Raw genomic sequence first — 25,741 nt, forward strand, 5'->3', positions numbered from 1 at the left:
CGGCATTTGCCAGTGATCCGCGCTTGGCAGATTGCCGCATCGCCGGGTAGGCACTGGTTCTGTCGCATGTGCCCCGTATAATGCGCCGGTCGCCACTTACTTTTATTGGTTAACGGATTGGATATGACTGAACAGCAACCTGTTGCAGTTCTTGGAGGCGGCAGCTTCGGCACCGCCGTGGCGAACCTGCTGGCGGCGAACGGCCACCCCGTGCGCCAGTGGATGCGCGACCCGGCGCAAGCCGAGGCGATGCGCGTCAACCGCGAGAATCCGCGGTATCTCAAGGGCATTCGCTTGCATGACGGCGTCGAGCCGGTCAACGACCTGCTCGCCACCCTGCAGGGCAGCGCCCTGATCTTCGTCGCCCTGCCGTCCAGCGCCTTGCGCAGCGTGCTGGCGCCCCACGCCGAGCTGCTGCGCGGCAAGGGCCTGGTCAGCCTGACCAAGGGCATCGAGCCGCACACCTTCAAGCTGATGAGCCAGATCCTCGAAGAGATCGCTCCGCAGGCGCGCATCGGCGTGCTGTCCGGCCCCAACCTGGCCCGTGAGATCGCCGAGCACGCGCTGACCGCCACCGTGGTCGCCAGCGAGGACGAAGCGTTGTGCCAGCAGGTGCAGGCCGTGCTGCATGGCCGTACCTTCCGCGTGTATGCCAGCAGCGACCGCTTCGGCGTCGAGCTGGGCGGCGCCTTGAAGAACGTCTACGCGATCATCGCCGGCATGGCGGTGGCCTTGGGGATGGGCGAGAACACCAAGAGCATGCTGATCACCCGCGCCCTGGCCGAGATGACCCGCTTCGCCGTGAGCCAGGGCGCCAACCCCATGACCTTCCTGGGTCTGGCCGGGGTCGGCGACCTGATCGTCACCTGCTCCTCGCCCAAGAGCCGCAACTACCAGGTTGGCCACGCCCTGGGCCAGGGCCTGAGCCTGGACGAGGCGGTCAGCCGCCTGGGCGAAGTGGCCGAGGGCGTCAACACGCTCAAGGTACTCAAGGCCAAGGCTCAGGAAGTGGGGGTGTACATGCCGTTGGTGGCCGGGCTGCATGCGATCCTGTTCGAGGGCCGCACGCTGAATCAGGTGATCGAGCACTTGATGCGCGCCGAGCCCAAGACCGACGTCGATTTCATTTCCACCAGCGGTTTCAACTGAAGGAGCGTCCCCATGAACGATACCCCCGAGCGCGCCCAGCGCGAGTCGATCATCCTGCGCGTACTGTGGATGCTGGTGTTCCTGTTGGTCTGGCACGTGGCCCAGCTGTTGCTGGGCGGCCTGGTGCTGGTCCAGCTGATCTATCGCCTGGTGTATGGCGCGCCGAGCGCCAGCCTGATGAACTTCGGCGACAGCCTCAGCCAGTACCTGGCGCAAATCGGTCGTTTCGGCACCTTCCACACTGACCAGAAGCCCTGGCCATTCGCCGACTGGCCGGCACCCCGCGCGCCTGAGGGCGAAACGCCCCACGCCGTGGCCCCGGCGCCGCACCCGGCGCGCGACCAGGAGCCCAAGCTGTGAAGCTGTGGGTGCTGCGCCACGGCGAGGCCGAGCCGCGGGCCACTACCGATGCCGAGCGGCGCCTGACCGCCCATGGTCGCGAGCAGGTGCTGCACAGTGCCGCGCGGCTGCTGGGCCAGCCGTTGCAGGCGATCCTGGCCAGCCCCTACGTGCGCGCCCAGCAGACCGCGGCCCTGGTGCACGGCGCCCTGGGCTTCGCCGAGCCGGTGCGCACGGTGCCTTGGCTGACTCCGCAAAGCGATGCGCAGCAGGTGATCGGCGAAATTGAACGGCTGGGCCTGGAGCAGGTGTTGCTGGTCAGCCACCAGCCGCTGGTGGGCACCCTGGTGGGGATGCTCGAGCATGGCCACGGCCAGCAGCCGGCGCCGCTGAGCACGGCCAGCCTGGCCGAACTGGAAGGCGACTGGCCACTGGCCGGGTTGATGACCCTGCGCGGCCTGCACCACGCAGGCTGAGGCCTGCCCGATTCCTGCAGGAGCCAACCTTGCTGGCGCAGCAGGCCCGGCACTGGCGCGCCGGTGTTCGTCGGCAAGGCTCCTACGGGTTCAGATCCGCCAACGCTTGACCTGATCGCCCTTGGCGATGACCTTTCCGAACGTTGCCACCCCCACGACCCTTGTCGACAATGGGCCATCCATCCCCCGTGCAGAGCAGGCGGCCATGTCGCAGCAGATCTTCTTCGCCCACGCCAATGGCTTTCCGTCGGCCACCTACGGCAAGCTGTTCGCCGCGCTGGCGCCGGATTACCAGGTACAGCACCTGGCACAGCACGCCCATGATCCGCGCTTCCCGGTGAACGACAACTGGCAAAGCCTGGTGGACGAGCTGCTGCATCACCTTGAACAGCAGGATGCGCCGGTGTGGGGTGTCGGCCATTCCCTGGGTGGCGTGCTGCACCTGCACGCGGCCTTGCGCCGCCCGGAGTTCTACCGCGGCGTGGTGATGCTCGATTCGCCGGTGCTGACCCGCGTCGACGAATGGCTGATCCAGGCCGCCAAGCGCCTGGGCTTGATCGACCGCATCACCCCGGCCGGGCGCACCCTGGGCCGTCGCGAGGCCTTCCCTGACCGCGGCAGCGCGCGCAGCTACTTCGCCGGCAAGACCCTGTTCCGTCACTTCGATCCGGACTGCCTGGAGGCCTACCTCGAGCATGGCCTGGAAGCGGATGACGACGGCCTGCGCCTGCGTTTCGACCCGGCCACCGAGATCAGCATCTTTCGCAGCATCCCCCATGTCAGCCCCGCGCGGCCGCGTCAGTTGCAGGTGCCGCTGGCCATGGTCCGTGGCGCCCAGAGCCGGGTGATCCGCAAGCACCATGCCCTGGCCGTGCGCGGCATGCCCAGGGGTGAGTACCACAGCTTGCCGGGCGGGCACATGTTCCCGCTGGAGCGGCCAGGCGAGACCGCTAGCTTGATCCGCGAGCTGTTCGCGCGCTGGAGCCAGGCATGAGCGCCCAGGTCGAGGAGGTTCGCCTGACCCTGGGCCATATCGAGCTGGCCGCGCACCTGTTCGGCCCGGCCGATGGCCTGCCGCTGATCGCCCTGCACGGCTGGCTCGACAACGCCAACAGTTTCGCCCGCCTGGCGCCGCAGTTGAAGGGGCTGCGCATCGTCGCCCTGGACCTGGCCGGGCATGGCTACTCGGCGCACCGCCCGGTGGGGGCCGGCTACGCCCTGGCCGACTATGCCCACGACGTGCTGCGGGTGGCCGAGCAACTGGGCTGGCAGCGTTTCGGCCTGCTCGGTCATTCGTTGGGGGCGATCATCGCCGTGCAACTGGCCGGTGCCTTGCCCGAGCGCGTCAGTCACCTGGCACTGATCGACGGGGTGATCCCGCCGACGCTGAGCGAGCAGGACGCCGCCGAGCGCCTGGGGCTGGCGTTGCAGGCGCAGTTGCGCCTGGAGGGCAAGCGCAAGTCGGTATATCCGACCCTGGAGGAGGGCGTCGAGGCGCGCATGAAAGGCATGGTCGCGGTCAGCCGCGAAGCTGCCGAATTGCTGGCCCAGCGCGGCCTGATGCCGGTGCCTGGCGGCTACAGCTGGCGCAGCGACAGCCGCCTGACCTTGCCCTCGGCAAGCCGTCTGCACCCGGACCAGGCCATGGCCTTCATCAAGCGCATCGCCTGCCCGACCTGCCTGGTGGTGGCCGCCGATGGCATGCTCGCGCGCCACACAGCGTTGCTGGAGCAGCTACCCTTCGAGCAGGTGACCCTGCCGGGGGGGCATCACCTGCACCTGAACGACGCCGAGGGCGCGGCCCTTGTCGCAGACTGTTTCAATCGCTTTTTTGGCATTCCTTGACTTGCACCGGACAAGTGTCGAGGCTTGGCGGGTTGAAAGGGAGACAACCATGTACATGCCAGACATCCATGCGCCACGCCACGCCCTATGCGAGGGCGGCCGATGAGCGCACCTGTGTTCGTTCGCGGCGCCGTCGCCGCTTGCCTGGCGATCGCCAGCCCGTGGCTGTGGGCCGGCAGCCTGCCGGTGCCAGTCGATGCCAAGGTCGTCGACCAGCGCCCCGCCGTGGCGCAGGAGCGCGTCTATCCCATGGGTCCGCTGCGCAAGATCAGCGGCCGCCTGCGGGTCGAGGACAAAGTCGAGAGCCGTGGCCAGGTCAGCTCGATCACCTATGAACTGCCGGTCGAGCGCAGTGCCCGCGAAGCCTTTACCAGCGCCCGCGAGGCCTTGCAGCGCGATGGCGGCTATCCGTTGTTCTGGTGCCAGGGCCGCGACTGCGGCGAGGCCAGCCTGTGGGCCAACGACGTGTTCGCCAACGCCCGCCTCAACGGCGGCGATGAACAGCAGGCATTCATCCTGTTGCGCCGCTCCGCCGAAGAAGCCGACACCCTGGTGGCGCTGTACAGCGTGACCCGCGGCAACCGCCGCGCCTACCTGCATGTCGAGGAGTTCGTCGCCGGCAGTCCGTTGGGCGAGCTGCTGCCCACCGCCGCCACGGTGCTGCGCGAGCTGCGCGACACCGGCAAGCTCGACTACCCTGACCTGGCCGAGCCCCAGGCCGCCTGGGCGACGCTGTTGGCCCGCAGCCTGAACCTCGACAGCACCCTGCGTGCCAGCCTCAGTGGCAAGGGCGCCGAGGCCTGGCGCGAGCAACTGGTCAAGGCCGGCGTGCGCAGTGCTCGGCTCGAGGTGGGCGAGGCCCCGACCGAAGGCCTGCACCTGGAACTGATCCGTTGAGTGAGCACCACCATGGCCAACAATGACCGCCTGTTGATCCAGATCCTGCTGCTGACCCTGCTGGGCGCCGCGCTGTGGGTAATGGCGCCGTTCATCTCGGCGCTGCTGTGGGGCGCTATCCTGGCCTTTGCCAGCTGGCCGCTGATGCGCTTGCTGACCCGCCTGCTCGGTGGCCGCGAGACCCTGGCCGCGAGCCTGCTGACCACGGTGTGGATCCTGCTGGTGGCGTTGCCGCTGGTGTGGCTGGGCTTCAATCTGGCCGACCATATCCGCGATGCCACCGCCTTTGTGCGTGACGTGCAGGTCGACGGCTTGCCCGATGCGCCGGCCTGGGTGGGCAGCATTCCTTTCGTCGGTGAGCGCCTGGTCAGTTGGTGGCAATCCCTCGACCAGCAAGGCGCGGCCTTGCTGGCTTCGGCCAAGCCCTATCTCGGCCAGGTGGGCAACTGGCTGCTGGCGCGCAGTGCGCAGATCGGCAGTGGCGTGCTGGAGCTCACGCTCAGTCTGGTGTTCGTGTTCTTCTTCTACCGCGATGGCCCACGCCTGGCGGCATTCGTGCACCGGCTGCTGCACCGGCTGGTGGGCGAACGCGCCGAGTACTACGTCGAGCTGGTCGCTGGCACCGTGCAGCGGGTGGTCAACGGCGTGATCGGTACTGCGGCGGCCCAGGCCCTGTTGGCGCTGATCGGCTTCCTGATCGCCGGGGTGCCAGGGGCCATAGTGCTGGGCCTGGTGACTTTCATGCTCAGCCTGATCCCCATGGGCCCGCCGCTGGCCTGGATCCCCGCCACCGCTTGGCTGGTGTGGAAGGGCGACTATGGCATGGCGGTGTTCCTCGGGGTGTGGGGTACCTTCATCATCAGCGGCGTGGACAACGTGCTCAAGCCCTACCTTATCAGCCGAGGCGGTAACCTGCCGCTGGTGATCGTGCTGCTCGGGGTGTTCGGCGGGCTGATCGCGTTCGGCTTCATCGGCCTGTTCATCGGGCCGACCTTGCTGGCTGTCGGCTATAGCCTGTTGCTGGACTGGAGCCGCAATTCCGCGCAGCACACGCCGCAGCATTGAAGTCCGGTTCGCCGGCAAGCCGGCTCCTACAGTGATCACCCCGTAGGAGCCGGCTTGCCGGCGAACAGGCCGGTACAGGCACCGCAATACCTGATCTTTACGCTTTCTTTATGCCCCGGCCCCACCCTCGATCTCGCCCCTTTACGCCCCTCCCTTGGACAATTTCCCCAAAGCGGCCCTCATGCCGCAACTAGGGGAGATTGCACATGTACATGCTCGACGGGCTGTCACTGCTTCTGGCGGTGGCGTTGGCGGTTTACCTGCTGGTGGCGCTGCTGCGCGCCGATCGCGGCTAAGGGGCGACCATGCACAGTTACGATTACCTGCTGCTGCTGGCGTTCTTCGCCATCGTGCTGTTGCCGGCGCCCTGGCTCGGACGCTTCTACTACAAGGTGATGGAAGGCCAGCGTACTTGGCTGTCTCCCGTCCTCGGCCCGGTGGAGCGGGGCTGCTACCGCCTGGCCGGGGTGAACGCCGAACAGGAGCAGGGCTGGAAGCAGTACACCCTGGCGCTGCTGGCCTTCAACCTCGCGGGCTTCCTGCTGTTGTTCGCCGTGCTGCTGCTGCAAGGCTCGCTGCCACTGAACCCGCAGCACCTGCCGGGCCAGGAATGGTCGCTGGCGTTCAACACCGCGGTCAGCTTCATGACCAACACCAACTGGCAGGCTTACAGCGGTGAAGCCTCGGTCAGCTACCTGACGCAAATGATCGGCCTGACCGTGCAGAACTTCGTCAGTGCCGCCACCGGCCTGGCCGTGCTGGTCGCCCTGTGCCGGGGTATCGCCCGACGGTCTGCCAATACCCTGGGCAACTTCTGGGTCGACCTGACCCGCGCCACCCTCTACGGCCTGCTGCCGCTGTGCCTGCTGCTGGCATTGTTGCTGGTGTGGCAGGGCGTGCCGCAGACCTTCGCCGACTATGCCCACGCCATCACTCTGCAGGGCGCCGAGCAGACCATCCCGCTGGGCCCGGCCGCCAGCCAGATCGCCATCAAGCAGTTGGGCACCAACGGCGGTGGCTTCTTCGGCGTCAACTCGGCGCACCCGTTCGAGAACCCCACGGCTTGGAGCAACCTGTTCGAAGTGGCCTCGATCATCCTGATCCCGGTGGCCCTGGTATTCACCTTTGGCCACTATGTGAAGGACCTGCGCCAGAGCCGCGCGATCATCGCCTGCATGCTGGCGCTGTTCCTGATCGGCGCCAGCACCGCGCTGTGGTCGGAGCACCAGCCCAACCCGGCCCTGGAAAGCGCCCAGGTGCAACAAGGCGCGCCGCTGGAAGGCAAGGAAAGCCGTTTTGGCAGCACCGGTTCGGTGCTGTGGACGGTGACCACCACCTCGGCCTCCAACGGTTCGGTCAACGCCATGCACGACAGCCTCAACCCGCTGACCGGCATGGTGGCGATGGTCAACATGATGCTTGGCGAGGTGATCTTCGGCGGCGTCGGCGCCGGCCTCTACGGCATGCTGCTGTTCGTGTTGATCGCCGTGTTCCTGGCCGGCCTGATGATCGGCCGCACCCCGGAATACCTGGGCAAGAAGCTGCAAGCCCGTGAAGTGCAACTGCTGGTGGCGACCCTGCTGGTGATGCCGGTGGGCGTGCTGGTGCTCGGCGCCATCGCCGCCAGCCTGCCAGGGCCTGCCGGCGCGGTGACCAACCCCGGCGCCCACGGTTTCAGCCAACTGCTGTACGCCTACACCTCCGGTACCGCCAACAATGGCTCGGCGTTCGCAGGCTTCGGTGCCAACACCCCGTTCCACAACGTGATGATCGGCCTGGCCATGCTGATCGGCCGCTTCGGCTACATCCTGCCAGTGCTGGCCCTGGCCGGCAGCCTGGCGGCCAAGAAGAGCGCGCCCCAAGGCCTGAACAGCTTCCCCACCCACGGCCCGCTGTTCACCACGCTGCTGCTGGTGACCATCCTGCTGGTCGGTGGCCTGACCTTCCTGCCGACCCTGGCCCTGGGGCCGATCGCCGAACACCTGAGCCTGGGTTTCTGAGGAACACACCATGAACATGCCCATTCCCGAAGTGAAGGCGCGTCATAGCGCCAAGGACCAGACCCGATTCGCCGCCCTCTGGCGCCCGGCGCTGGTGCAGGCCTTCGTCAAGCTCGACCCGCGCCAGCTCAGGCGCGCCCCGGTGATGCTGGTGGTGGCCCTCACTGCCATGCTGACCACGGTGCTTTGCTTTGCCCCTGAAAGTGGCGTGAGCACTTCAGTGGCCGTGCAGATCACCGTGTGGCTATGGTTCACCGTGCTGTTCGCCAACTTCGCCGAAGCCCTCGCCGAAGGCCGCGGCAAGGCCCGCGCCGACAGCCTCAAGGCCGGCAGCCAGGGCCTGGCCGCCAAGCGCCGCAAGAGCGACGGTACGTTCGAGACCGTAGCCGCCACGCAGTTGCGCAAGGACGATGTGGTGCGGGTGGTGGCCGGTGAGATGATCCCCGGCGACGGCGAGGTGCTCGAAGGCATCGCCGCGGTCAACGAGGCGGCCATCACCGGTGAGTCCGCCCCGGTGATCCGCGAGTCCGGCGGTGACCGCTCGGCCGTCACCGGCAACACCCGGCTGGCCTCCGACTGGCTGCTGATCCGCATCACCAGCAACCCTGGTGAATCGACCCTGGACCGCATGATTGCCCTGGTCGAAGGCGCCAAGCGGCAGAAGACCCCCAACGAGATCGCCCTGGACATGCTGCTGATCGGCCTGACCCTGATCTTCCTGATTGTGGTGGTGACCTTGCAACCGTTCGCACGTTTCGCTGGCGGCGAGTTGCCGCTTATCTTCCTCGCCGCGCTGCTGGTGACGTTGATCCCCACCACCATCGGTGGCCTGTTGTCGGCCATCGGCATCGCCGGCATGGACCGCCTGGTGCGCCTGAACGTGATCGCCCGCTCTGGGCGCGCCGTGGAAGCGGCAGGCGACGTGCATACGCTGATGCTCGACAAGACCGGCACCATCACCTTCGGCAACCGTCGCTGCAGCGCCCTGCACGCAGCCTCCGGCGTGACTGCCAAGGAGCTGGGGGCCGGCGCCTTGCTCGCTTCGCTGGCCGATGACACTGCCGAGGGCAAGTCGATCGTCGAGTACCTGCGCCAGTTGCACGACTTCGCCGAACCTGCAAGCAATCAGTACCAAGCCATCGCCTTCAGCGCCGAGACGCGCCTGTCGGGCATCGATTTCCAGCAGCGCCGCTACCGCAAGGGCGCCGTCGACGCGGTACTGGCCTTCTGTGGCCTGCAACGCCTGGAGCTGCCCACCGCCCTGGCCCGTGAAGTGGAACGCATCGCCCAGAGCGGCGGCACCCCGCTGCTGGTGTGCGTCGACAAGCACCTGCTCGGCGTGATCCACCTCAAGGACGTGGTCAAGCCCGGTATCCGCGAGCGCTTCGCCGAACTGCGCAAGCTCGGCATCCGCACCGTGATGGTTACCGGCGACAACCCACTGACCGCCGCCGCCATCGCCGCCGAGGCTGGCGTCGATGACGTGCTCGCCGAGGCCACCCCGGAGAAGAAGCTGGCGCGGATCCGCCAGGAGCAGAACGACGGGCGCCTGGTGGCCATGTGCGGTGACGGCGCCAACGACGCGCCAGCCCTGGCCCAGGCCGATGTCGGCATGGCAATGAACGACGGCACCCAGGCCGCCCGCGAGGCCGCCAACATGGTCGATCTGGACAGCGACCCGACCAAGCTGCTGGACGTGGTGCAGGTGGGCAAGGAGCTGCTGGTTACCCGGGGCGCGCTGACCACCTTCTCCATCGCCAACGACGTGGCCAAGTACTTCGCCATCCTGCCGGCGCTGTTCGCTGCCATCTACCCGCAACTGGGCGTGCTCAACCTGATGCACCTGGCTAGCCCGCAGAGTGCGATTGTTTCGGCCATCGTGTTCAACGCGCTGATCATCATCGTGCTGATTCCCCTGGCACTGCGCGGGGTGCGGGTACAGGCCGCCAGCGCTGCCCGCTTGCTGCGGCGCAACCTGCTGATCTACGGCCTGGGCGGGATCCTCGTGCCGTTCGCCGGGATCAAGCTGATCGACATGCTGCTCACTGCGCTGCACCTGGTCTGAAGGAGAGACGAACATGACTGCATACGTACGCCCGGCCCTGAGCCTGGTCTTGCTGATGACCCTGGTCACCGGCGCCTTGTACCCGCTGGCGGTGACCGGCATTGCCCAGGTGGCCTTCCCCGAACAGGCCAATGGCAGCCTGGTGCGCGATGACCGTGGCCAGGTACGCGGCTCGGCGCTGATCGCCCAGCAATTCAAGGGCGATGGCTGGTTCCAGTCGCGGCCTTCGGCCGGTGACTACGCCACCGTATCCAGCAGCGCGAGCAACCTGGCGCCGAGCAACCCGGCCCTGGCCGCGCGCGTCGAAGACGCGGCCAGCGCGCTGTACCAGGCGCAGCAGGGGCCGGTGCCGCTGGCGCTGCTGACCACCTCGGGCAGCGGGCTGGACCCGCACCTGCCGCCGGACGCCATCGCCTATCAGCTGCCACGGGTGGCGGCGGCGCGGCAGGTGCCGGTCGAGCGCTTGCAAGTGCTGGTGAATGACGCCACCCTGCGGCCATTGGTCGGGCCGCCGGTGGTCAATGTACTGGCGCTGAACCAGGCGTTGGAGCGCCTGGCGCCGATTAGGTAGGAGCGGCCTTGCGTCGCGAAAGGGTCGCGCAGCGGCCCCAGGGTTCAAGTGTTGATACAAGGATCGCCGGGGCCGCTTTGCGGCCCTATCGCGACACAAGACCGCTCCTACAGAAACTGCAAGGTTGCTGATAATTGCACCTGATTAAGGACCAAACATGAGTGACTCCACCCGCGCCGACGCGCTGTTGGCCGGCCTGCCCCGCGAAGGCCGCGGCCGGCTCAAGGTGTTCCTCGGCGCCGCGCCCGGGGTCGGCAAGACCTTTTCCATGCTCCAGGCCGCCCACGCCCAGCAACGCCAGGGCGTGCAGGTGGTGGCGGGGGTGGTCGAGACCCACGGCCGCGCCGAGACCGAGGCCCTGCTCGGCGGGCTGACCCAACAACCCCTGCTGCGCAGCGAATACCGCGGCGTGATGCTCGAGGAAATGGACCTGGACGGCCTGCTCAAGGCCGCGCCACCGTTGGTGCTGGTGGACGAGCTGGCCCACAGCAATGCCCCCGGCAGCCGCCACGCCAAGCGCTGGCAGGATGTGCAGGAGCTGCTCGCCGCCGGTATCGACGTGTACACCACGGTCAACGTCCAGCACCTGGAAAGCCTCAACGACAAGGTGCGCGACATCACCGGCGTGCAAGTGCGCGAAACCCTGCCGGACTGGGTACTGCAGGAGGCCTTCGAGCTGGTGCTGATCGACCTGCCGCCACGCGAGCTGCTCGAACGTCTGCGCGAAGGCAAGGTCTACGTGCCCGAGCAGGCCCGTGCCGCCATCGATGCGTTTTTCTCCCAGACCAATCTCACCGCCCTGCGTGAACTGGCCATGCACACCGCTGCCGCCCAGGTCGATGCCGACCTTGCCAGCGGCTACCGCCAACGCGGCCAGGAAGCCCCGGCCCTGCGTGGCCGGTTACTGGTGGGCATCGATGGCGATGAGCAGGCCGAGCGGCTGGTGCGCCATGCCTGCCGCGTAGCCCAGCGCCGTCACCTGCCATGGAGCGCGGTGCATGTCGACAATGGTCGCCTACGTGACGAAGCCGCCCGTCATCGTCTGCAAGCTGCCCAGCAACTGGCTGAGCGCCTGGGTGGCGAGGTGGTGTTGCTGCGTGCTGGCGAGGTGGCGCGTACCTTGATCCAGCATGCCAGCGAGCGCCGCGCCAGCCTGGTGCTGGTGGGCCAGTCCCGCGACCTGCTGCGCCGACGCTTCTTCGGTGCCGGCGTGGCGACCCGTCTGCTGCGCGAAAGCCATGGCCTGGAAATCAACGTGCTTGACCGCGACGCCCAGCCGCAACCGCCGCGGGCGGCGGTCAAGCGCGTGTGGGTGTGGCGCCATTACCTGCTGGCGCTGCTGGCCACGCTGCTGGCCGCTGGCTTGTCGTGGGCGGTGTCCAGCGTGCTGGCGCTGCCCAATATCTCGCTGGTGTTCCTCGCCGCCGTGTTGCTGGTGGCGGTGCGCAGTAGCCTGGGCCCGGCGCTGGCCTGCGCGGCGCTGTCATTCCTGACCTACGATTTCCTGTTCATCCCACCGAATTTCTCGTTCAGCATCCAGCGCGAAGAAGACGTGCTGACCCTGGTGTTCTTCCTGCTGATGGCCGCGCTCACCGGCAACCTCGCCGCGCGTCAGCGCCGCCAGTTGCAAGCGCTGCGTGAAACCCAGGCGCAGACCAACCAGTTGCTCGACCTGTCGCGTCGGTTGACCGTGGCCACTGACCGCCAGGCAGTATTCAGCGCCGCCGGCCAGCACCTGGATGGCTGGCAGGACGTGCAGGTATGCCTGCTCGAGCGTAGCGCCGATGGCCTGCTGCAAGTGGCCAGCGGCGCTGCCCCGGCTTTCACCGACAACGAGCGCGCCGCCGCCGAATGGGCCTGGCAGCACGGCCAGGGCGCCGGTTTTGGCAGCGATACCTTGCCTCATGGCCGCTGGTGGTGGTGGCCGTTGGCGGTGGACGACCAGGCCCTGGCGCTGCTCGGCGTGCGCCCGCGCAGCGGCGAGCCGCTGACGGCCCAGCGCCGGCGCTTGCTGATGGCCCTGGCACAACCCCTGGCCCAGGCCTTGGCCCGCGCCCGCCTTGGCGAGCAGTTGGAAGCCGCGCGCCTGCACGGTGAAACCGAGCAACTGCGCAGCGCCTTGCTCGCCTCGGTGTCCCACGACCTGCGCACGCCGCTGACGGCGATGCGCGGCAGCATCGACAGCCTGCTGGCGCTGGGCGACGCCATCTCCCCGGATGACCGGCGCGAGTTGCTGGAAGGCACTCGCAACGAAGCCGAGCGCCTGGACCGCTACATCCAGAATCTGCTGGACATGACCCGCCTGGGCCACGGCAGCCTCAAGCTCGCGCGCGACTGGGTGGCCCCCGGCGATATCGTCGGCAGCGCGCTAAACCGCCTGCGCGTGGTGCTGGCGCCGCTGCGGGTGCATAGCGAAGTCCCCGGCGAACTGCCGCTGCTGTTCGTGCATGCAGCGTTGATCGAGCAGGCGCTGGTCAATGTGCTGGAAAACGCCGCGCGTTTCTCGCCCGCGCAAGGACGCCTGGTATTGCAGGTGCAGGTGCGCGACGAGCAGCTGTGCTTCGCCGTCAGTGACCAGGGGCCTGGCATTGCGCTGGAGGAGCGCGAGAAGATCTTCGACATGTTCTACACCGCCGCTCGGGGCGACCGTGGCGGGCAGGGCACCGGCCTGGGCCTGGCCATCTGCCAGGGCATGATCGGCGCCCATGGCGGGCACATCCTGGTGGGCGACGGCATCGATGGCCAGGGCACCTGCATCACTCTATGCTTGCCGCTGCCGACCCAACCCGCTAGCGAAAGTGAAACACCATGAGCCAAGCCGCCACCCTGCTGGTCATCGACGACGAGCCGCAGATCCGCAAGTTCCTGCGCATCAGCCTGGCGTCCCAGGGCTACAAGGTGATAGAGGCCGGCACCGGTAGCGAGGGCCTGGCCCAGGCTGCGCTGGGCAAGCCCGACCTGGTGGTGCTCGACCTCGGCCTGCCGGACATGGACGGCCAGCAGGTGCTGCGCGAGCTGCGTGAATGGAGCACGGTACCGGTGATGGTGCTGTCGGTGCGGGCCAGCGAGGTGCAGAAGGTCGATGCGCTGGATGGCGGGGCCAACGACTACGTGACCAAGCCGTTCGGCATCCAGGAGTTTCTGGCGCGGGTGCGGGCCTTGTTGCGCCAGGCGCCACAGGCGGGTGGGGTGGTCGCGACCGCGAGCTTCGGGCCGCTGGTGGTGGATTTTGCTTTTCGCAAGGTGACCCTGGACGGCGTCGAGGTGGCGCTGACGCGCAAGGAGTACGCACTGCTGGCGCAACTGGCCGGGCACCCGGGGCGGGTGATTACCCAGCAGCAGTTGCTCAAGGATATCTGGGGGCCGACCCATGTCGACGACACCCATTACCTGCGGATCGTGGTGGGGCACCTACGGCAGAAGCTGGGCGATGACCCCACGGCGCCACGGTTCATCATTACCGAGGCAGGGGTAGGGTATCGCCTGGTGACACCGGCCTGAGGTCACAAGGGCGCCGCGCATCCTGTAGGAGCGGCCTTGCGTCGCGAAAGGGCTGCGCAGCGGCCCCGGCGATCTACGCGGCGCAGCTGAAACCTGGGGCCGCTACGCGCCCCATCGCGGCGCAAGGCCGCTCCTACAGGGGACGCGGTGTGTTTGTGGATCAGATGTCCAGCTCCAGGGCCAGCAGCTCCTGCACGCTCTGGCGGCGGCGGATCATCCGCAGGTTGTCCTGCTCGATCAGAAACTCCGGCAGCAGCGGTCGGCTGTTGTAGTTCGACGACATCGAGGCGCCATAGGCCCCAGCGTCGTGAATCACCAGCAGATCGCCCACCTTGGCCTGGGGCAGGTCCTGGGGCGTCAGCTCCTCGTCGTTCTGGGTGAACACATCACCGGACTCGCACAGCGGCCCGGCCACCACGGTCGGTTGCAGGGGGCGATTGACTGGGCGCCCCACGGCATCGAACAGGCTCATGCGGTGATAAGCACCATACATCGCCGGGCGCATCAGGTCGTTGAAGCCGGCATCGACCAGGATGTAGTGCTTGTCGCCCATCTGCTTGACGGCGCGCACCTCGGTCACCAGGTAGCCGCACTCGGCCACCAGGAAACGTCCCGGCTCGATCTCCATGCGCACGGGGTGGCCGAGCATCGCCTCGATCTCCGAGCGCGCCACCGCCCAGGTGCGGGCATAGCGCTGCAGGTCAACCGGCTGGTCGCCGTCGCGGTAGGGCGTGGACAGGCCGCCGCCGATGGAGAAGGCCTCGATGTCCATGCCCAGGCGGCCGATCAGTCCGACCATGGCGCTGGCCACCTGCTCCAGGTGCTGGTAGTCCACCCCCGAGCCGATATGCATGTGCACGCCCACCAGGTGCAGACCGTACTGCTGCACGCAGGCCAGCGCCTCAGGCAGTTGCGCGTGCCAGATGCCGTGCTTGCTGTTTTCGCCGCCGGTGTTGGTCTTGCGGCTGTGGCCGTGGCCGAACCCAGGGTTGATGCGCAGCCACACGCGGTGGCCTGGGGAGTGCTCGCCCAACTGGCGGAGCATGTCGATGGAGCCGGCGTTGACCTCGATGCCGGTCTCGACCACCCGCGCCAGGGTCGGCTGGTCCAGTACATCGCAGGTCAGCACCACGCCTGCCGGTTCACCCCCCACCGAAGCCCCGGCGGCGAAGGCACGCTCCATTTCCCCAAGGGAAACCGCGTCGAGCACCAGGCCGCGTTCGCGGATCAGGCGCAGCACGTGCAGGTTGGGGTTGGCCTTTTGCGCGAAGCGCACGGTGTCGAAGTGCTGCTTGAGCTGGTCGATGCGTTGGCCGATGGTCCGTGCATCGTAGGCCCAAAGCGGCGAGCCGTGCTGGCGGACGGCGTTGGCCAGGAGCGGGGCAGGGGTGGTCATGGTGGTGTTCCTTGTTTGGGATGCACCGATGGTGAGGCAATCATGCAATCCAGAAAAATATCTATTATTGGCCTTGCTATTCATATTTGATATGTAGATCAATCGCTGTAGGCGCAGGCCTTGCCAGCGAACACCAGCGTAACCGCTGCCACCACAACCCGGAGCCAGCCGTGAAACTGTCCATCCGCCATATCGAAGTCTTCCGCGCGATACTGACCGCTGGCAGCGTCACCGGCGCCGCGCGCCTGCTGTTCACCTCCCAACCCACCGTCAGCCGCGAGCTGGCGCGCATGGAGCAGGTCACCGGGCTGACTCTGTTCGCGCGCGAAGGCGGGCGCCTGGCCCCCACCGCCCAGGCCTTGCTGCTGATCGAGGAAGTCGAGCGTGCCTTCGTCGGCCTCGAGCGCATCGACCGTTTCGCCCAGGCCATCCGCAACTTCGAGCAGGGCCGGCTGGCCATCACCTGCCTGCCGCTGTTCTCGCAAACCCTGCTGCCCAAGGCCTGCCAGCGTTTCCACCAGCAGCACCGTGGTGTCAGTGTCAGCATCACCGCGCAGGAATCGCCGCTGCTGGAGGAATCGCTGGTCGCCCAGCAGCACGACCTGGGCTTGACCGAGGTCGAGCAGGTGCCACGGGGGGCGGTAGGCGAACTGCTGTTCAGTGCCGACATGGTCTGCGTGCTGCCCCAGGGGCATCCACTGCAAGCCAAGCCGGTACTGGCTCTAGGCGATTTCCACGAGGTCGACTTCATCAACCTGGCCAGCCTGGACACCTATCGACAACAGCTCGACCAGTACTTTCGCGCGGCCGGGGTGAACCGCCGCACGGTGATCGAAACCACCAGCGCGGCGTCGGTCTGCGCCATGGTCCGACAGGGCTTGGGGGTGGCGATCATCAACCCATTGAGTGGCCTGGACGCGGCGCACAGCGGGTTGGCGATGCGCCGTCTGGCACTGTCGGTACCGTATCGGGTGATGTTGATCCAGCCCGAGCACCGCCCGGCCTCGGTGGTGGTCGAGCCGTTTTGCCAGGCGTTGCGCGAGCAGGCGCGGGTTATAGCCACGGCGCTGGGCGCCTTGTAGGGATGGCCCGGGATCATCCGTGGGGGCGGGCAAGCCACTCAGGGGGTGGCGCAGGTGATGACCGCTTCGCAGGTCACTGGGAAGTTCACCGAGTTGGCAATGAAACATTCATGGTGGGCCTGTTCATGCAGGTGCATGGCCAGGTCGATGTCCGACGCCTGGCTGACCACGATCCGGGGGCGTAGCACGACCTGGGTGAAATGGCCTTTGCGCGTGCTGCTACCTTCGACCATCCGCCCGTGCGGCTGGTCGAGGTATTCGAGCACGTTCACCTGGTTGACCGCACACAGGTGCAGGTACCACAACTTATGACAGGCCGAGAGCGAGGCGAGCAGCATGTCCTCGGGGTTCCAGCGGTGCTGGTCGCCACGGAACGCCGGGTCGGCGGAGCCGAGCAATGTGCGCTTGCCCGGCATGTCGACGGTGAAGTCACGTGTGTAGGCATCATAGCTGGCGGTGCCCTTGCCAGTATTGCCTACCCAGTTCACGGTGACGCTGTACTCATGTTCCTTCATGGTGGATCTCCCAGGCTTGGTAGGGCGAGGCGGGTGCGAGCAGAAATGTACTACAGCCGATCCTCGATATCAGCCGCTGGGTCGCCCACTCGAACAGTGCCATCAGGCAGGGCAGTTGAAAATGCGCGGTCATCCGTTCGACCGAGTCCCAATAGCCGGTGATGATCCAGGGGCCTTTCAAAGCGTCCGTGTAGGCGAGGGTATAGCGCTGGCAGCCCGAGGTGCGATTGAGCGTCTCCAGCAGGGCGCCCAGGCGTATCCGCAAAGCGGCCGTGGCGCCGGGGGTGGGCACGATTTCCACGGTATTGATTGCAACCAGGCCCATGCGCCCATCACTCCCTTGGTTACTTGGCCAATAGCCGGTCTGCCACCTTGAACGCTTCCTCCTGGCTGGCCACCACGAACAGCGGATACCCCCAGAACGCTTCGAACGTTGGCCTGAAGGCACGCACGCAGGCCTGCCTGGCGGGATCTGGCTCGACATTGATCTGCCCCCTGACAAACGTACGCAGCGCGGTCTTGTGGCGTTTCATCCACAACGACAGTTGCTTGCGCTCTTCGTGGGCGTGCTCGCGCTCCTCGCGTTGTGCGCTGTCGGCATCGAGCAACACGAACGGCTCCTCGCGCAGCAGCAGTGCCTCGAAGGTGGCGAAGCCCTCGTCGGTGGTATCGATGCCGGCATTGCCGAGCTGCATCCAGACCAACGGGAAATAGGTGGTGTTCAACAACATGACGAGTCCTCCTGAAAACAAAGCGTCGACGACGCAGTGCCACGATAGCCAGGCCAGTGGTGGACGTCATTGCGCAATTTAGTCATTCTATTTTTCATTCCGGCCATCGTTCAGGACCCCGCCGTGCAATCCAGCAGCGCCGCAGATCATCCACCTACGTGGGACATCGATGGCATGGCCCGCCAGGTCATCGCCCTCAATGCCTCCTCGGTCGGTAGCGACTGGGAACATGCGCCGCACCGGCACCGCAAGGCGCAGCTGATCTATTCGGTACGCGGGGTGCTCAACTGCGAAGTGGATGCCGGCGTGTGGATCGTGCCGCCGCAGTGCGCGCTGTGGATCCCCGGCGACCTGCTGCATGCGGTAAGGGGGTCGGGGCAGACTGAGTGCTATTGCCTGTTCGTCGAGCCGGACACCGTGGTTGGCCTGCCTGCGGTGTGCTGCACGCTGGCGGTGTCGCCGCTGTTGCGTGAGCTGCTGTTCAAGGCCAGCGGTTTCGAGGCGCTATACGCCGAGCACGGGCCACAGGCACGCTTGATTGCGACGCTGCTCGACGAGTTGTGCGCGGCTCCGGTCGAAGACCTGCACCTGCCACTGCCCAGCGACCGCCGCTTGCGCCAGTTGACCCAAGGGCTGTTGGCGCACCCGGCGAGCAAGCTCTCGGGCGCGCAGTGGGCGCGGCGCATCGGCATGAGCGAGCGCAGCATGAGTCGCTTGTTGTTGCAGGAGGTCGGCATGAGCTTTGGCCGTTGGCGTCGGCAATTGCACGTGATCCTGTCGCTGCAACGCTTGGCCAGGGGCGAAAGCGTGCAGACGGTGGCGTTGGAGCTGGGCTATGAAAGCGCCAGTGGCTTCGTCACCATGTTCCGCAAGGCCATGGGCAAGCCGCCGGCGCGCTATCTGCTGGAGCGCGGCGGCCCAGGGGAAGGCGAGACGGGGCGTATCATGCTGGCACCCTGAGCGACGCAGACGCCTGCGACACACTTTCCCCTACCGTTCATCCCTGCAGTGGCACAAGGCCGCTCTGTTGATTGATGTTGGTATTTGAGAAGCATTAACATTAACCCCCTTGTTCTCAAATATAACATCCGTCAGGACTCCCGCCATGCCGTGCCGTTTCCCTTCTCGCCCAGCCCTGCTGGCGCTTTGCTGTACCGCCACCTTGATGGCGCAGGCTGCTGAGCCCATCCAGCTCGAGGCCACCGACGTCAATGCCGACGCGATCAAGCCAGGACCTTCCGCGTTGCCCGAGGCTTTTGCCGGGGGCCAGGTTGCCCGGGGCGGCCAGATGGGCGTGCTGGGCAACCAGGATTACATGGACGTGCCGTTCACCATGACCAGCTATACCTCCAAACTGATCGAGGACCAGCAGGCCGAGGACATCGGCGATGTGCTGGCCAACGACCCGTCGGTGCGCGAGTCGTTCGGCTTCGGCAACCAGTCCAAGGTCTTCGTGATCCGTGGCCTGCCGCTCAGTGGCGATGACATTGCCTTCAACGGGCTGTACGGCATCCTGCCGCGGCAGATCATGTCCACCGACGGGGTGGAGCGGGTCGAAGTGTTCAAGGGGCCCAATGCCTTCCTTAACGGCGTGAGCCCCACCGGCAGCGGCCTGGGCGGCAACGTCAACCTGCAATCCAAGCGCGCCGGCGATACCCCGACCCGTCGCTACACCCAGGACATCAGCAGCGATGGGCGCATCGGCGAGCACCTGGACATTGGCCAGCGCTTCGGCGAGGACAACCGCTTCGGCGCGCGGCTGAACCTCAGCCAACGCGAAGGCGAAACCGCTGTCGATGATCAGGACCAACGCACCAAGCTGTTTATTGCCGGGCTGGATTACCAGGGCGATGGCTTTCGTGTGTCTTCCGACTTCGGCTACCAGAAACAGCGCATCAATCACTTGCGCAATTCCGTGCGCCCAGGCAGCGCCACCCGGGTGCCCACCGCCCCGGACGCCAGCCACAACTATGGCCAGGCCTGGACCTACAGCGAATCGGAAGACACTTTCGGCATGATCCGTGGCGAATGGGACCTGAGCGATAGCTGGACCGCCTACCTGGCTGGCGGCGCGCGCCACACCCGCGAGCACGGCACCTACGGCACGCCGGTGCTGGTGGGCAACAGTGGCCAGGCCACCCTCGGCGGCTCGGATATCGTCCACGGCGAGGACAACAGCAGCTTCAGCGCCGGACTCAATGGCCGCCTGCAGACCGGCCCGGTCAGCCACCAGATCGCGCTGGGCGCCAACACCCTGTGGACCCAGGCGGAAAACGCCTACACCTTCTATCGCTCGACGCCTGGCAACAGCAATATCTACAACACCGGCAAGCTGCCCCGGCCCAGCGACGTCAGCATGACCGGTGGCGACACGGGTGATCCCGGCGTGACCGGCAAGACCCGCAATCGCAGCATCGCGATTTCCGACACGCTGGGCCTGTTCGACGACCGACTGCTGCTGACCTATGGTGTGCGCCGTCAGCAGTTGCGTGTGGAGAACTATTTCTACGACGGCACCACGCCAAACAGTGTTACCAACCCCTCGAAGGATGGCAGCCGCAATGGTCCTGCCTACGACAAGGGCGTGACCACGCCGGTCTACGGCATCGTGTTCAAGGCCAGCGACAGCGTTTCGTTGTACGCCAACCGCATCGAAGGCCTGGCCCAGGGGCCGAGCGCCCCGGCCAATACCCTGAACGCCGGCACCCTGTTCCCGCCAGGGCGCACCAAGCAGCTCGAGGCTGGCATCAAGTTCGACAAGCAGAGCTACGGCGCCAACCTGGCCGTGTTCCGCATCGAGAAACCGTCCGATGGCTACACCTTGGGCAACCTGTTCGTCCGCGACGGCGAGCAGGTCAACAAGGGCATTGAGCTGAGCGTGTTCGGCGAGCCTATCGACGGCCTGCGCCTGATGGCCGGCGGCACCCGCATGAGCTCGGAGCAGAAGAAAACCTTGAATGGCACCAACGACGGCAACCACGCCATCGGCGTGCCGACCTTCCTGCTCAACGCCAGCGTGGACTGGGATGTCCCCGGCGTGCCGGGCCTGGCGCTCAATGCGCGCATGCTGCGCACCGGTGGACAGTTCGTCGACGCCGCCAACAACCTTAGCCTGCCGACCTGGAACCGCTTCGATGCCGGGGCGCGCTACAAACTGAAGGTGGCCGAGAAGGACCTGACCTTGCGGGTGAACGTTGAGAACCTCACCGACAAGAACTACTGGGCCTCGGCCAATGGCGGCTACATGACCCAAGGTGATCCACGGCTGGTGAAGTTCTCGGGCACTATCGATTTCTGAGGTCCTGCCGACGCGCACCGGTGTGGCCGGTGCCTTGCGCTGCGTTGTCTGCCTCGCTTGCAAGCTGCCCCCTTCGGGCATTGCACGGCGCAGCGAAAGAGTTCTGATCCATGCTCACATGTGAGACTTGCGCAGGTCACAAACCAGGCGTAACGTGCCTCACATGTGAGACAAGGACTCTTCCTCGATGGCCGGCAAGAAAAGCTCCACCGACTACATGCGCGACATGCGCGCCCGGCTCAAGGCCGCGGGCCTGGTCAAGCGTGAGCTGTGGATCCTGCCGGAGCACGCGGCCGCCCTGCGCGGCATCGAGAAAGCATTACGCCAGCCCCACGCGGGCAACCAGGTCAGAACGGAGGATTTCATGACCGAGCACAACCACTGGACGATCGAATCGCTGCACGGCGCCCTGCAGGGTCTGGACGAGGTGCGTGACGGGTCGATCGGCCTGTCCCTGCAACAGGGCGCCGAGCCCAGCCTCAAGCTGGTGATGAACGAACTGGACGGCCTGCCGCTGTACATCGCCGTGGCTGGTGAGCAGATCTTGGTCGACACGCTGCTGGTGGAAGCCAGCCAGGTAAAAGACCGTGCTGCATTCAACGATGCGGTGCTGCGCACCCGCGACGTGTTCCCGCTGTCGTCCATCGGCCTGCACACACTGCCGTCGGGCGAGTCGGTGTACACCATGTTCGGCGCCCTGAGCGCGGCCTCGTCGCTGGACAACATCGCCCAGGAGATCCACACCCTGGCCGACAACGTCATCACCGCCGCCGAAGACTTCGAAGACTACTTCACCCGCTGATTGCCCGGAGATTCACCATGAGCCTGTTGAAAAAGATCGTTACCGCCCTGCGTGGTGGTGCTTCGGAAGTCGGTGAAGCCATCGTCGATTCCCAAGCCCTGCGCATCCTCGACCAGGAGATCCGCGACGCCGACAACAACCTGATCGACGCGCGCAACCAACTGGTCAAGATCATGGCCAAGCAAAAGACCGCGCAGCAGCGCATCGGCGAGTTCGACAAGACCATCGGCGATTGGGAACAGAAAGCCATTGCCGCCCTGGACAAGGGTGAAGACGGCCTGGCCCATGAGTGTGCGGCACGTATCGCCGAGCTGACCAACCAGCGTGACAGCGAGCAGGCGCTGGCCGACCAGTTCGGCGCGTCGGTCGCCACGCTGACCGCCACCGTGAGCAAGACCGAAGCGCAGATCAAGAGCCTCAAGCAGCAGGTCGACCTGATCAAGGCCCGCGAGAGCGTGCAACGCGCCCAGGTGAGCGCGGCGTCGGCCACCGGCGGCGCCAATGGCAGCCTGGAGACCGCGGTCGGTTCGCTGGACCGTATCAAGAAGCGCCAGAGCGAGCGCGCGGCTGAGCTGGAAGCGGCGGCGGAACTGGCCAGCAAGGCCGATGGCAGCGACCTCGAGGCGCGCTTGAAGGCGGCCGGTATCGGTGCCAGCAACAGCGGCGCCGACGATGTGCTGGCGCGCTTGAAGGCCAAGGCGGCCAAGCCGGCGCAGTGATCCGTTGATCGGACCGGCCTATCGTGGGCCCCGCGATGGAGCCGGCCCGGCTGGCGCAAAACCCTGCTGCAGGCCCGTTGGCGGGGCACACGAAAAGCAGTATCGTGTCGCCCCCGCCAAAGGACTGCCGCGACCCAAGGGACTTTCAATGTCGCTTTCCCCCCACAGGCCCTGCCTGTTTGCTAGCGGCCAAACCTTGGCAGCTGTCCCGTCATCCCCTCAGCCAGGAGATACCCCGTGGGTTGGTTGAAACGCTTCATGGGCTTCGAAGCCCCCAAGCCGGCCGCCAGCGGCCAGCGAGCCGCCGGCAACCTGCCGTTCGGCCTGGGCAGCGGGCGCATGCTCAAGCTCGACCCTTCGCTCAAGTTGCTGCTCGATGGCCATAGCGAACTGGAAGTACCCGAACAGGAAGTGGTCTGGGCCGTCGGTGAAGTCGACCTCGGCCAGTCGGTGCGCCTGGCGCGCTTCTACATGGAAGACGAGGACTACTGGCTGCAGGTGGTGATGAACGGCGCGAGCGCCGACGATGTACGCGATATCATCCTGTTCGGCTACTACAGCGTGGTGCCGGTCACCAGCGACGCCGAGCTCAAGCGCCTGGTCGGCCCCGAGTCGAACATCGGCCTGCCGTACTACGAGCACGAAGGCTACGAGTTCGTCCGCCAATGGGGCAGCGAAGAAGGGCAGACCGAGCTGACCCCGATCAGCGAATGGGTTAGCAGCCCGGAAACCAGCTACCGCATCCAGCACCTGTCGATGCTGTATGCCCGCGAGACCGGCTTGACCGAGCGCCGCGAATTCCTCCTGCTGTCGGTGGAGGAAGACGAGGAGGGCAATGTCAGCCTGACCACTTCGGTGGGTGTCACCCTGCAATCAACGGACTTCAACGTCATCTGACAAGGATTCACCATGCTCGACGCGCTTCGCATGTCGCTCAACGCCCAGGCCGTGATCGGCTTCATCCTCTACATCAGCGTGGCGCTGGTGCTGTTCTGGTTGTTCCAGTTCATCTACACGCACCTCACCCCGCACCGCGAGTTCGCCCTGATCCGTGACAACAACAGTGCCGCGGCCATCGCCCTGGGCGGCGCGCTGATCGGCTTCTCGCTGCCAGCCAGCAACATCATCGCCTACAGCGTCAGCCTGCTCGACTTCGTGGTCTGGGTGGTGATCGCCGCGGTGGTGCAGTTGCTCGCCTTCGCCCTCACCAGCCTGGTGCTCAAGGGCCTGGCCAGCCGCATCGCCAAGGGCGAGATGGCTGCCGCGATCTACGCCGCCGCCGTGGCGATCAGCGTGGGCTTCCTCAACTCGGCCTGCATGACCCCGTCGGTCTGAGCCGTCCGCGCGCAAGGAGCCATTCATGAGACGCAGTTCCGTCAAGCTGGTGCTGGCCAGTTCCCTGCCGCTGGCGCTCACCGCGTGCAGCGCGCCGGAGGAAACCTACACGGTCAGCAAGCGCAGCAACTACACCACCGTCCAGGCCTGTGTCGATGACAAGGTGCCGGTGGACGTGTGTTCCGACGCCTACATGCAGGCGCTGGCCGACCACCGCCGCGTCGCCCCGACCTATGCCGACAAAACCGCCTGCGAGGCCGACTTCGTGCCGGACTACTGCCAGGTCACCAGCGATGGCCGCTACATGCCACGCCTGGGCGGTTTCGAACTGGCGGTGTCGGGCGAGGTGAGCCAAGCCCAGGTCGATGCCGCTCGCGCCCAGGTCGAAAGCAGCGGCCAAGCCAGCAGTGGCGGCAGCAACTTCAACGGCCTGCTCACCGGCCTGCTGCTTGGCCAGGTGCTCAGCGGCGGCAACCGCCAGTACTACTCGCAGCCGGTCTACCAGTACCGTGACAGCAGCGGCGGCTACCGCAGCACCACCCTTGGCCAGCAGATCGACCAGGGCAAGCGCTTCGAACGCTCCGACCAGGCCCAACAAAGTGGCGGCAGCTACGGCAGCTACTACTCCGGCAGCACCAGCGGGCGCACCTACAAGTCCAGCACTTCGACCCGCTCCAGCGTGTCCTCGTCGATCTCCCGCGGCGGCTTCGGCAGCCAGGCCACCGCGCGCAGTGGCTGGGGCGGCAAGAGCAGCGGCGGCTTCAGCTTCGGTGGTTGAGCATGCGCAAGATCCTCTGCGACGAACGTCCGGACTGGCGTGCCACCGCCGAGCGTGAAGGCTTCGCCTTCCACACCATCGACGGCGAGCGCTACTGGGACGAGCGTGGTTACTACCAATTCAGCGAAGCCCAGGTCAGCCGCGACCTCGAGGCGCCCACCCAGGAACTGCACGCCATGTGCCTGGACGCGGTGGCGCGCATCGTCGACAGCGAGGCGCTGCTGACCCGCCTGGCGATCCCGCCAGCGTTCTTCGACCTGGTGCGCCGCTCGTGGCAGGAGCGCCAGCCGCATTTGTATGGGCGCTTCGACTTCAGCTACGACGGCAACGGCCCGGCCAAGCTGATCGAGGCCAACTATGACACGCCGACCTCGCTGTATGAGGCGGCGGCGTTCCAGTTGATCTGGCTGGAGCAGCAGATCGAGCGCGGCGTGCTGCCGGCCCATGCCAGCCAGTTCAACAGCCTGGCCGAGGACCTGGTGCGGGCCTTCGCCGCCTTCGAGCGGGAGAGCCCCTTCTACTTCTCGGCCATCGCCGGCTCCGTCGAAGACCGCGGCACTACCGATTTTCTGCGCAAGATGGCCGGGCACGTGGGTATCAGCACCCGGCACATCGACCTGGAGGATATCGGCTTGAACCACGAGGGGCGTTTCGTCGACCTCGACGGGCGGCCGATCCCGCGCCTGTTCAAGCTGCACGCCTGGGAGCACATCTTCCACGAGGATTTCGGCCAGGCCATCGCCGGGTGCGACACCCAGTTCGTGGAACCGGCGTGGAAGGCGCTGATCTCCAACAAAGGCATCCTGCCGCTGTTGTGGGAGTGGCACCAAGGGCACCCGAACCTGCTGCCGGCGTTCCTCGACGCAGACCCGCGCCGCCCGGTGCCCAAGGGCTGGGTGCGCAAGCCGTACTTCTCCCGCGAGGGGGCCAACGTGGATATCCGTACCGTCGACGACCAGCGGGTGTTCGAGGATGGGCCCTACGACGATGCGCCCTACATCCTGCAGGGCTTTGCCCCCTTGCCGAAGTTCGGCGACAGCTACACGCTGATTGGTGCCTGGGTCATTGGCGACCTGGCTTCGGGGATCGGTATTCGCGAGGACGACACGCTGATCACCAAGGACAGCTCGCGCTTCCTGCCCCACGTGGTGGTGGACTGAGCGCGATCAGCTGGGCT

26 protein-coding genes are annotated in these 25,741 nt (G+C 66.4%); 22 read left to right on the top strand and 4 right to left on the bottom strand.

Going from position 1 to position 25,741, the window contains the following annotated elements:
* The first annotated feature begins 123 nt into the window (after positions 1 to 123).
* The 13 genes from ACODS5_RS14470 (at position 124) to ACODS5_RS14530 (ending at position 13,908) form a co-directional block, all read left to right on the top strand.
* Positions 124 to 1,149, top strand: a complete 1,026-nt coding sequence (locus ACODS5_RS14470; RefSeq protein WP_489108990.1) for an NAD(P)H-dependent glycerol-3-phosphate dehydrogenase — start codon at positions 124 to 126, stop codon at positions 1,147 to 1,149.
* Between the two features lie 12 nt (positions 1,150 to 1,161).
* Positions 1,162 to 1,509 (top strand): DUF4389 domain-containing protein, encoded by a 348-nt coding sequence (locus ACODS5_RS14475; RefSeq protein ID WP_134693132.1) that lies wholly within the window; start codon positions 1,162 to 1,164, stop codon positions 1,507 to 1,509.
* Entirely contained in the window at positions 1,506 to 1,964 is a 459-nt protein-coding gene (sixA, locus tag ACODS5_RS14480) for a phosphohistidine phosphatase SixA (RefSeq protein ID WP_134693131.1), read from the top strand. Before ACODS5_RS14475 ends, sixA begins: the two co-directional genes overlap by 4 nt.
* 205 nt (positions 1,965 to 2,169) lie before the next feature.
* Entirely contained in the window at positions 2,170 to 2,958 is a 789-nt protein-coding gene (locus tag ACODS5_RS14485; RefSeq protein ID WP_489108991.1) for an alpha/beta fold hydrolase, read from the top strand.
* Positions 2,955 to 3,809, top strand: coding sequence for an alpha/beta hydrolase (locus ACODS5_RS14490; RefSeq protein ID WP_134693129.1), 855 nt, complete (start codon positions 2,955 to 2,957; stop codon positions 3,807 to 3,809). The genes ACODS5_RS14485 and ACODS5_RS14490 overlap by 4 nt, the downstream gene beginning before the upstream one ends.
* A gap of 102 nt (positions 3,810 to 3,911) precedes the next feature.
* Positions 3,912 to 4,706 (top strand): DUF4892 domain-containing protein, encoded by a 795-nt coding sequence (locus ACODS5_RS14495; protein ID WP_134693128.1) that lies wholly within the window; start codon positions 3,912 to 3,914, stop codon positions 4,704 to 4,706.
* 12 nt (positions 4,707 to 4,718) lie between these two features.
* Positions 4,719 to 5,771 (top strand): AI-2E family transporter, encoded by a 1,053-nt coding sequence (locus tag ACODS5_RS14500; protein ID WP_134693127.1) that lies wholly within the window; start codon positions 4,719 to 4,721, stop codon positions 5,769 to 5,771.
* A 206-nt stretch (positions 5,772 to 5,977) separates the two neighbouring features.
* The gene (gene kdpF / locus ACODS5_RS14505; RefSeq protein WP_011534724.1) at positions 5,978 to 6,067 is read left to right on the top strand and encodes a K(+)-transporting ATPase subunit F; all 90 of its coding nucleotides are present in this window, start codon (positions 5,978 to 5,980) and stop codon (positions 6,065 to 6,067) included.
* Between the two features lie 9 nt (positions 6,068 to 6,076).
* Positions 6,077 to 7,771, top strand: a complete 1,695-nt coding sequence (kdpA, locus tag ACODS5_RS14510) for a potassium-transporting ATPase subunit KdpA (RefSeq protein ID WP_489108992.1) — start codon at positions 6,077 to 6,079, stop codon at positions 7,769 to 7,771.
* A gap of 10 nt (positions 7,772 to 7,781) precedes the next feature.
* Entirely contained in the window at positions 7,782 to 9,836 is a 2,055-nt protein-coding gene (kdpB, locus tag ACODS5_RS14515; RefSeq protein WP_489108993.1) for a potassium-transporting ATPase subunit KdpB, read from the top strand.
* A gap of 13 nt (positions 9,837 to 9,849) precedes the next feature.
* Positions 9,850 to 10,407: a potassium-transporting ATPase subunit KdpC gene (kdpC, locus tag ACODS5_RS14520; protein ID WP_489108994.1), complete on the top strand. Its 558-nt coding sequence runs from the start codon at positions 9,850 to 9,852 to the stop codon at positions 10,405 to 10,407.
* Between the two features lie 157 nt (positions 10,408 to 10,564).
* Positions 10,565 to 13,219, top strand: coding sequence for a sensor histidine kinase (locus tag ACODS5_RS14525; protein WP_134690100.1), 2,655 nt, complete (start codon positions 10,565 to 10,567; stop codon positions 13,217 to 13,219).
* A complete protein-coding gene (locus ACODS5_RS14530) occupies positions 13,216 to 13,908 on the top strand; it encodes a response regulator (RefSeq protein WP_134690101.1) in 693 nt (230 codons plus the stop codon). The genes ACODS5_RS14525 and ACODS5_RS14530 overlap by 4 nt, the downstream gene beginning before the upstream one ends.
* Positions 13,909 to 14,068: 160 nt before the next feature.
* Here the strand turns inward: ACODS5_RS14530 and lysA are convergent, their stop codons facing one another.
* Complete coding sequence (gene lysA, locus ACODS5_RS14535) at positions 14,069 to 15,304, bottom strand: diaminopimelate decarboxylase (protein ID WP_134690102.1); 1,236 nt, start codon at positions 15,302 to 15,304, stop codon at positions 14,069 to 14,071.
* A gap of 170 nt (positions 15,305 to 15,474) precedes the next feature.
* Here lysA and ACODS5_RS14540 point away from each other — a divergent pair, with 170 nt between their 5' ends.
* Positions 15,475 to 16,386 carry a LysR family transcriptional regulator gene (locus tag ACODS5_RS14540; RefSeq protein WP_134690103.1) on the top strand — a complete coding sequence of 304 codons (912 nt, stop codon included), beginning with the start codon at positions 15,475 to 15,477 and terminating at the stop codon, positions 16,384 to 16,386.
* 38 nt (positions 16,387 to 16,424) lie between these two features.
* Here the strand turns inward: ACODS5_RS14540 and ACODS5_RS14545 are convergent, their stop codons facing one another.
* The 3 genes from ACODS5_RS14545 to ACODS5_RS14555 are packed head-to-tail and all read right to left on the bottom strand — an operon-like array spanning position 16,425 to position 17,632.
* Entirely contained in the window at positions 16,425 to 16,901 is a 477-nt protein-coding gene (locus tag ACODS5_RS14545) for an OsmC family protein (RefSeq protein WP_134690104.1), read from the bottom strand.
* Entirely contained in the window at positions 16,888 to 17,226 is a 339-nt protein-coding gene (locus ACODS5_RS14550) for an antibiotic biosynthesis monooxygenase (RefSeq protein ID WP_134690105.1), read from the bottom strand. The genes ACODS5_RS14545 and ACODS5_RS14550 overlap by 14 nt, the downstream gene beginning before the upstream one ends.
* 19 nt (positions 17,227 to 17,245) lie before the next feature.
* Positions 17,246 to 17,632, bottom strand: a complete 387-nt coding sequence (locus ACODS5_RS14555; protein ID WP_489108995.1) for a hypothetical protein — start codon at positions 17,630 to 17,632, stop codon at positions 17,246 to 17,248.
* A gap of 123 nt (positions 17,633 to 17,755) precedes the next feature.
* Here ACODS5_RS14555 and ACODS5_RS14560 point away from each other — a divergent pair, with 123 nt between their 5' ends.
* The 8 genes from ACODS5_RS14560 to ACODS5_RS14595 all read left to right on the top strand — a co-directional run bounded on the left by ACODS5_RS14560 (position 17,756) and on the right by ACODS5_RS14595 (position 25,724).
* Positions 17,756 to 18,592, top strand: coding sequence for an AraC family transcriptional regulator (locus ACODS5_RS14560; RefSeq protein WP_372239485.1), 837 nt, complete (start codon positions 17,756 to 17,758; stop codon positions 18,590 to 18,592).
* Between the two features lie 145 nt (positions 18,593 to 18,737).
* Positions 18,738 to 20,930: a TonB-dependent receptor gene (locus ACODS5_RS14565; RefSeq protein WP_489108996.1), complete on the top strand. Its 2,193-nt coding sequence runs from the start codon at positions 18,738 to 18,740 to the stop codon at positions 20,928 to 20,930.
* Between the two features lie 187 nt (positions 20,931 to 21,117).
* Positions 21,118 to 21,732, top strand: a complete 615-nt coding sequence (locus ACODS5_RS14570) for a YjfI family protein (protein WP_134690108.1) — start codon at positions 21,118 to 21,120, stop codon at positions 21,730 to 21,732.
* 17 nt (positions 21,733 to 21,749) lie between these two features.
* Positions 21,750 to 22,451, top strand: a complete 702-nt coding sequence (locus ACODS5_RS14575) for a PspA/IM30 family protein (RefSeq protein WP_489108997.1) — start codon at positions 21,750 to 21,752, stop codon at positions 22,449 to 22,451.
* A gap of 237 nt (positions 22,452 to 22,688) precedes the next feature.
* Entirely contained in the window at positions 22,689 to 23,348 is a 660-nt protein-coding gene (locus ACODS5_RS14580; RefSeq protein WP_167659441.1) for a DUF2491 family protein, read from the top strand.
* Positions 23,349 to 23,360: 12 nt separating this feature from the next.
* Positions 23,361 to 23,786 (top strand): DUF350 domain-containing protein, encoded by a 426-nt coding sequence (locus ACODS5_RS14585; protein ID WP_134690110.1) that lies wholly within the window; start codon positions 23,361 to 23,363, stop codon positions 23,784 to 23,786.
* 25 nt (positions 23,787 to 23,811) lie between these two features.
* Positions 23,812 to 24,564 (top strand): DUF1190 domain-containing protein, encoded by a 753-nt coding sequence (locus tag ACODS5_RS14590; RefSeq protein WP_489108998.1) that lies wholly within the window; start codon positions 23,812 to 23,814, stop codon positions 24,562 to 24,564.
* 2 nt (positions 24,565 to 24,566) lie between these two features.
* Positions 24,567 to 25,724, top strand: coding sequence for a glutathionylspermidine synthase family protein (locus tag ACODS5_RS14595; RefSeq protein ID WP_489108999.1), 1,158 nt, complete (start codon positions 24,567 to 24,569; stop codon positions 25,722 to 25,724).
* The last annotated feature ends 17 nt before the right edge of the window (positions 25,725 to 25,741 follow it).

This window comes from Pseudomonas sp. FG47 (assembly GCF_057809115.1).

Coding starts and splice junctions, on each gene's coding strand:
- ACODS5_RS14470 (WP_489108990.1), top strand. CDS start 124: ATGACTGAACAGCAACCTGTTGCAGTTCTTGGAGGCGGCAGCTTCGGC.
- ACODS5_RS14475 (WP_134693132.1), top strand. CDS start 1,162: ATGAACGATACCCCCGAGCGCGCCCAGCGCGAGTCGATCATCCTGCGC.
- ACODS5_RS14485 (WP_489108991.1), top strand. CDS start 2,170: ATGTCGCAGCAGATCTTCTTCGCCCACGCCAATGGCTTTCCGTCGGCC.
- ACODS5_RS14490 (WP_134693129.1), top strand. CDS start 2,955: ATGAGCGCCCAGGTCGAGGAGGTTCGCCTGACCCTGGGCCATATCGAG.
- ACODS5_RS14495 (WP_134693128.1), top strand. CDS start 3,912: ATGAGCGCACCTGTGTTCGTTCGCGGCGCCGTCGCCGCTTGCCTGGCG.
- ACODS5_RS14500 (WP_134693127.1), top strand. CDS start 4,719: ATGGCCAACAATGACCGCCTGTTGATCCAGATCCTGCTGCTGACCCTG.
- kdpF (WP_011534724.1), top strand. CDS start 5,978: ATGTACATGCTCGACGGGCTGTCACTGCTTCTGGCGGTGGCGTTGGCG.
- kdpA (WP_489108992.1), top strand. CDS start 6,077: ATGCACAGTTACGATTACCTGCTGCTGCTGGCGTTCTTCGCCATCGTG.
- kdpB (WP_489108993.1), top strand. CDS start 7,782: ATGAACATGCCCATTCCCGAAGTGAAGGCGCGTCATAGCGCCAAGGAC.
- kdpC (WP_489108994.1), top strand. CDS start 9,850: ATGACTGCATACGTACGCCCGGCCCTGAGCCTGGTCTTGCTGATGACC.
- ACODS5_RS14525 (WP_134690100.1), top strand. CDS start 10,565: ATGAGTGACTCCACCCGCGCCGACGCGCTGTTGGCCGGCCTGCCCCGC.
- ACODS5_RS14530 (WP_134690101.1), top strand. CDS start 13,216: ATGAGCCAAGCCGCCACCCTGCTGGTCATCGACGACGAGCCGCAGATC.
- lysA (WP_134690102.1), bottom strand. CDS start 15,304: ATGACCACCCCTGCCCCGCTCCTGGCCAACGCCGTCCGCCAGCACGGC.
- ACODS5_RS14545 (WP_134690104.1), bottom strand. CDS start 16,901: ATGAAGGAACATGAGTACAGCGTCACCGTGAACTGGGTAGGCAATACT.
- ACODS5_RS14550 (WP_134690105.1), bottom strand. CDS start 17,226: ATGGGCCTGGTTGCAATCAATACCGTGGAAATCGTGCCCACCCCCGGC.
- ACODS5_RS14555 (WP_489108995.1), bottom strand. CDS start 17,632: ATGTTGTTGAACACCACCTATTTCCCGTTGGTCTGGATGCAGCTCGGC.
- ACODS5_RS14565 (WP_489108996.1), top strand. CDS start 18,738: ATGCCGTGCCGTTTCCCTTCTCGCCCAGCCCTGCTGGCGCTTTGCTGT.
- ACODS5_RS14570 (WP_134690108.1), top strand. CDS start 21,118: ATGGCCGGCAAGAAAAGCTCCACCGACTACATGCGCGACATGCGCGCC.
- ACODS5_RS14575 (WP_489108997.1), top strand. CDS start 21,750: ATGAGCCTGTTGAAAAAGATCGTTACCGCCCTGCGTGGTGGTGCTTCG.
- ACODS5_RS14585 (WP_134690110.1), top strand. CDS start 23,361: ATGCTCGACGCGCTTCGCATGTCGCTCAACGCCCAGGCCGTGATCGGC.
- ACODS5_RS14590 (WP_489108998.1), top strand. CDS start 23,812: ATGAGACGCAGTTCCGTCAAGCTGGTGCTGGCCAGTTCCCTGCCGCTG.
- ACODS5_RS14595 (WP_489108999.1), top strand. CDS start 24,567: ATGCGCAAGATCCTCTGCGACGAACGTCCGGACTGGCGTGCCACCGCC.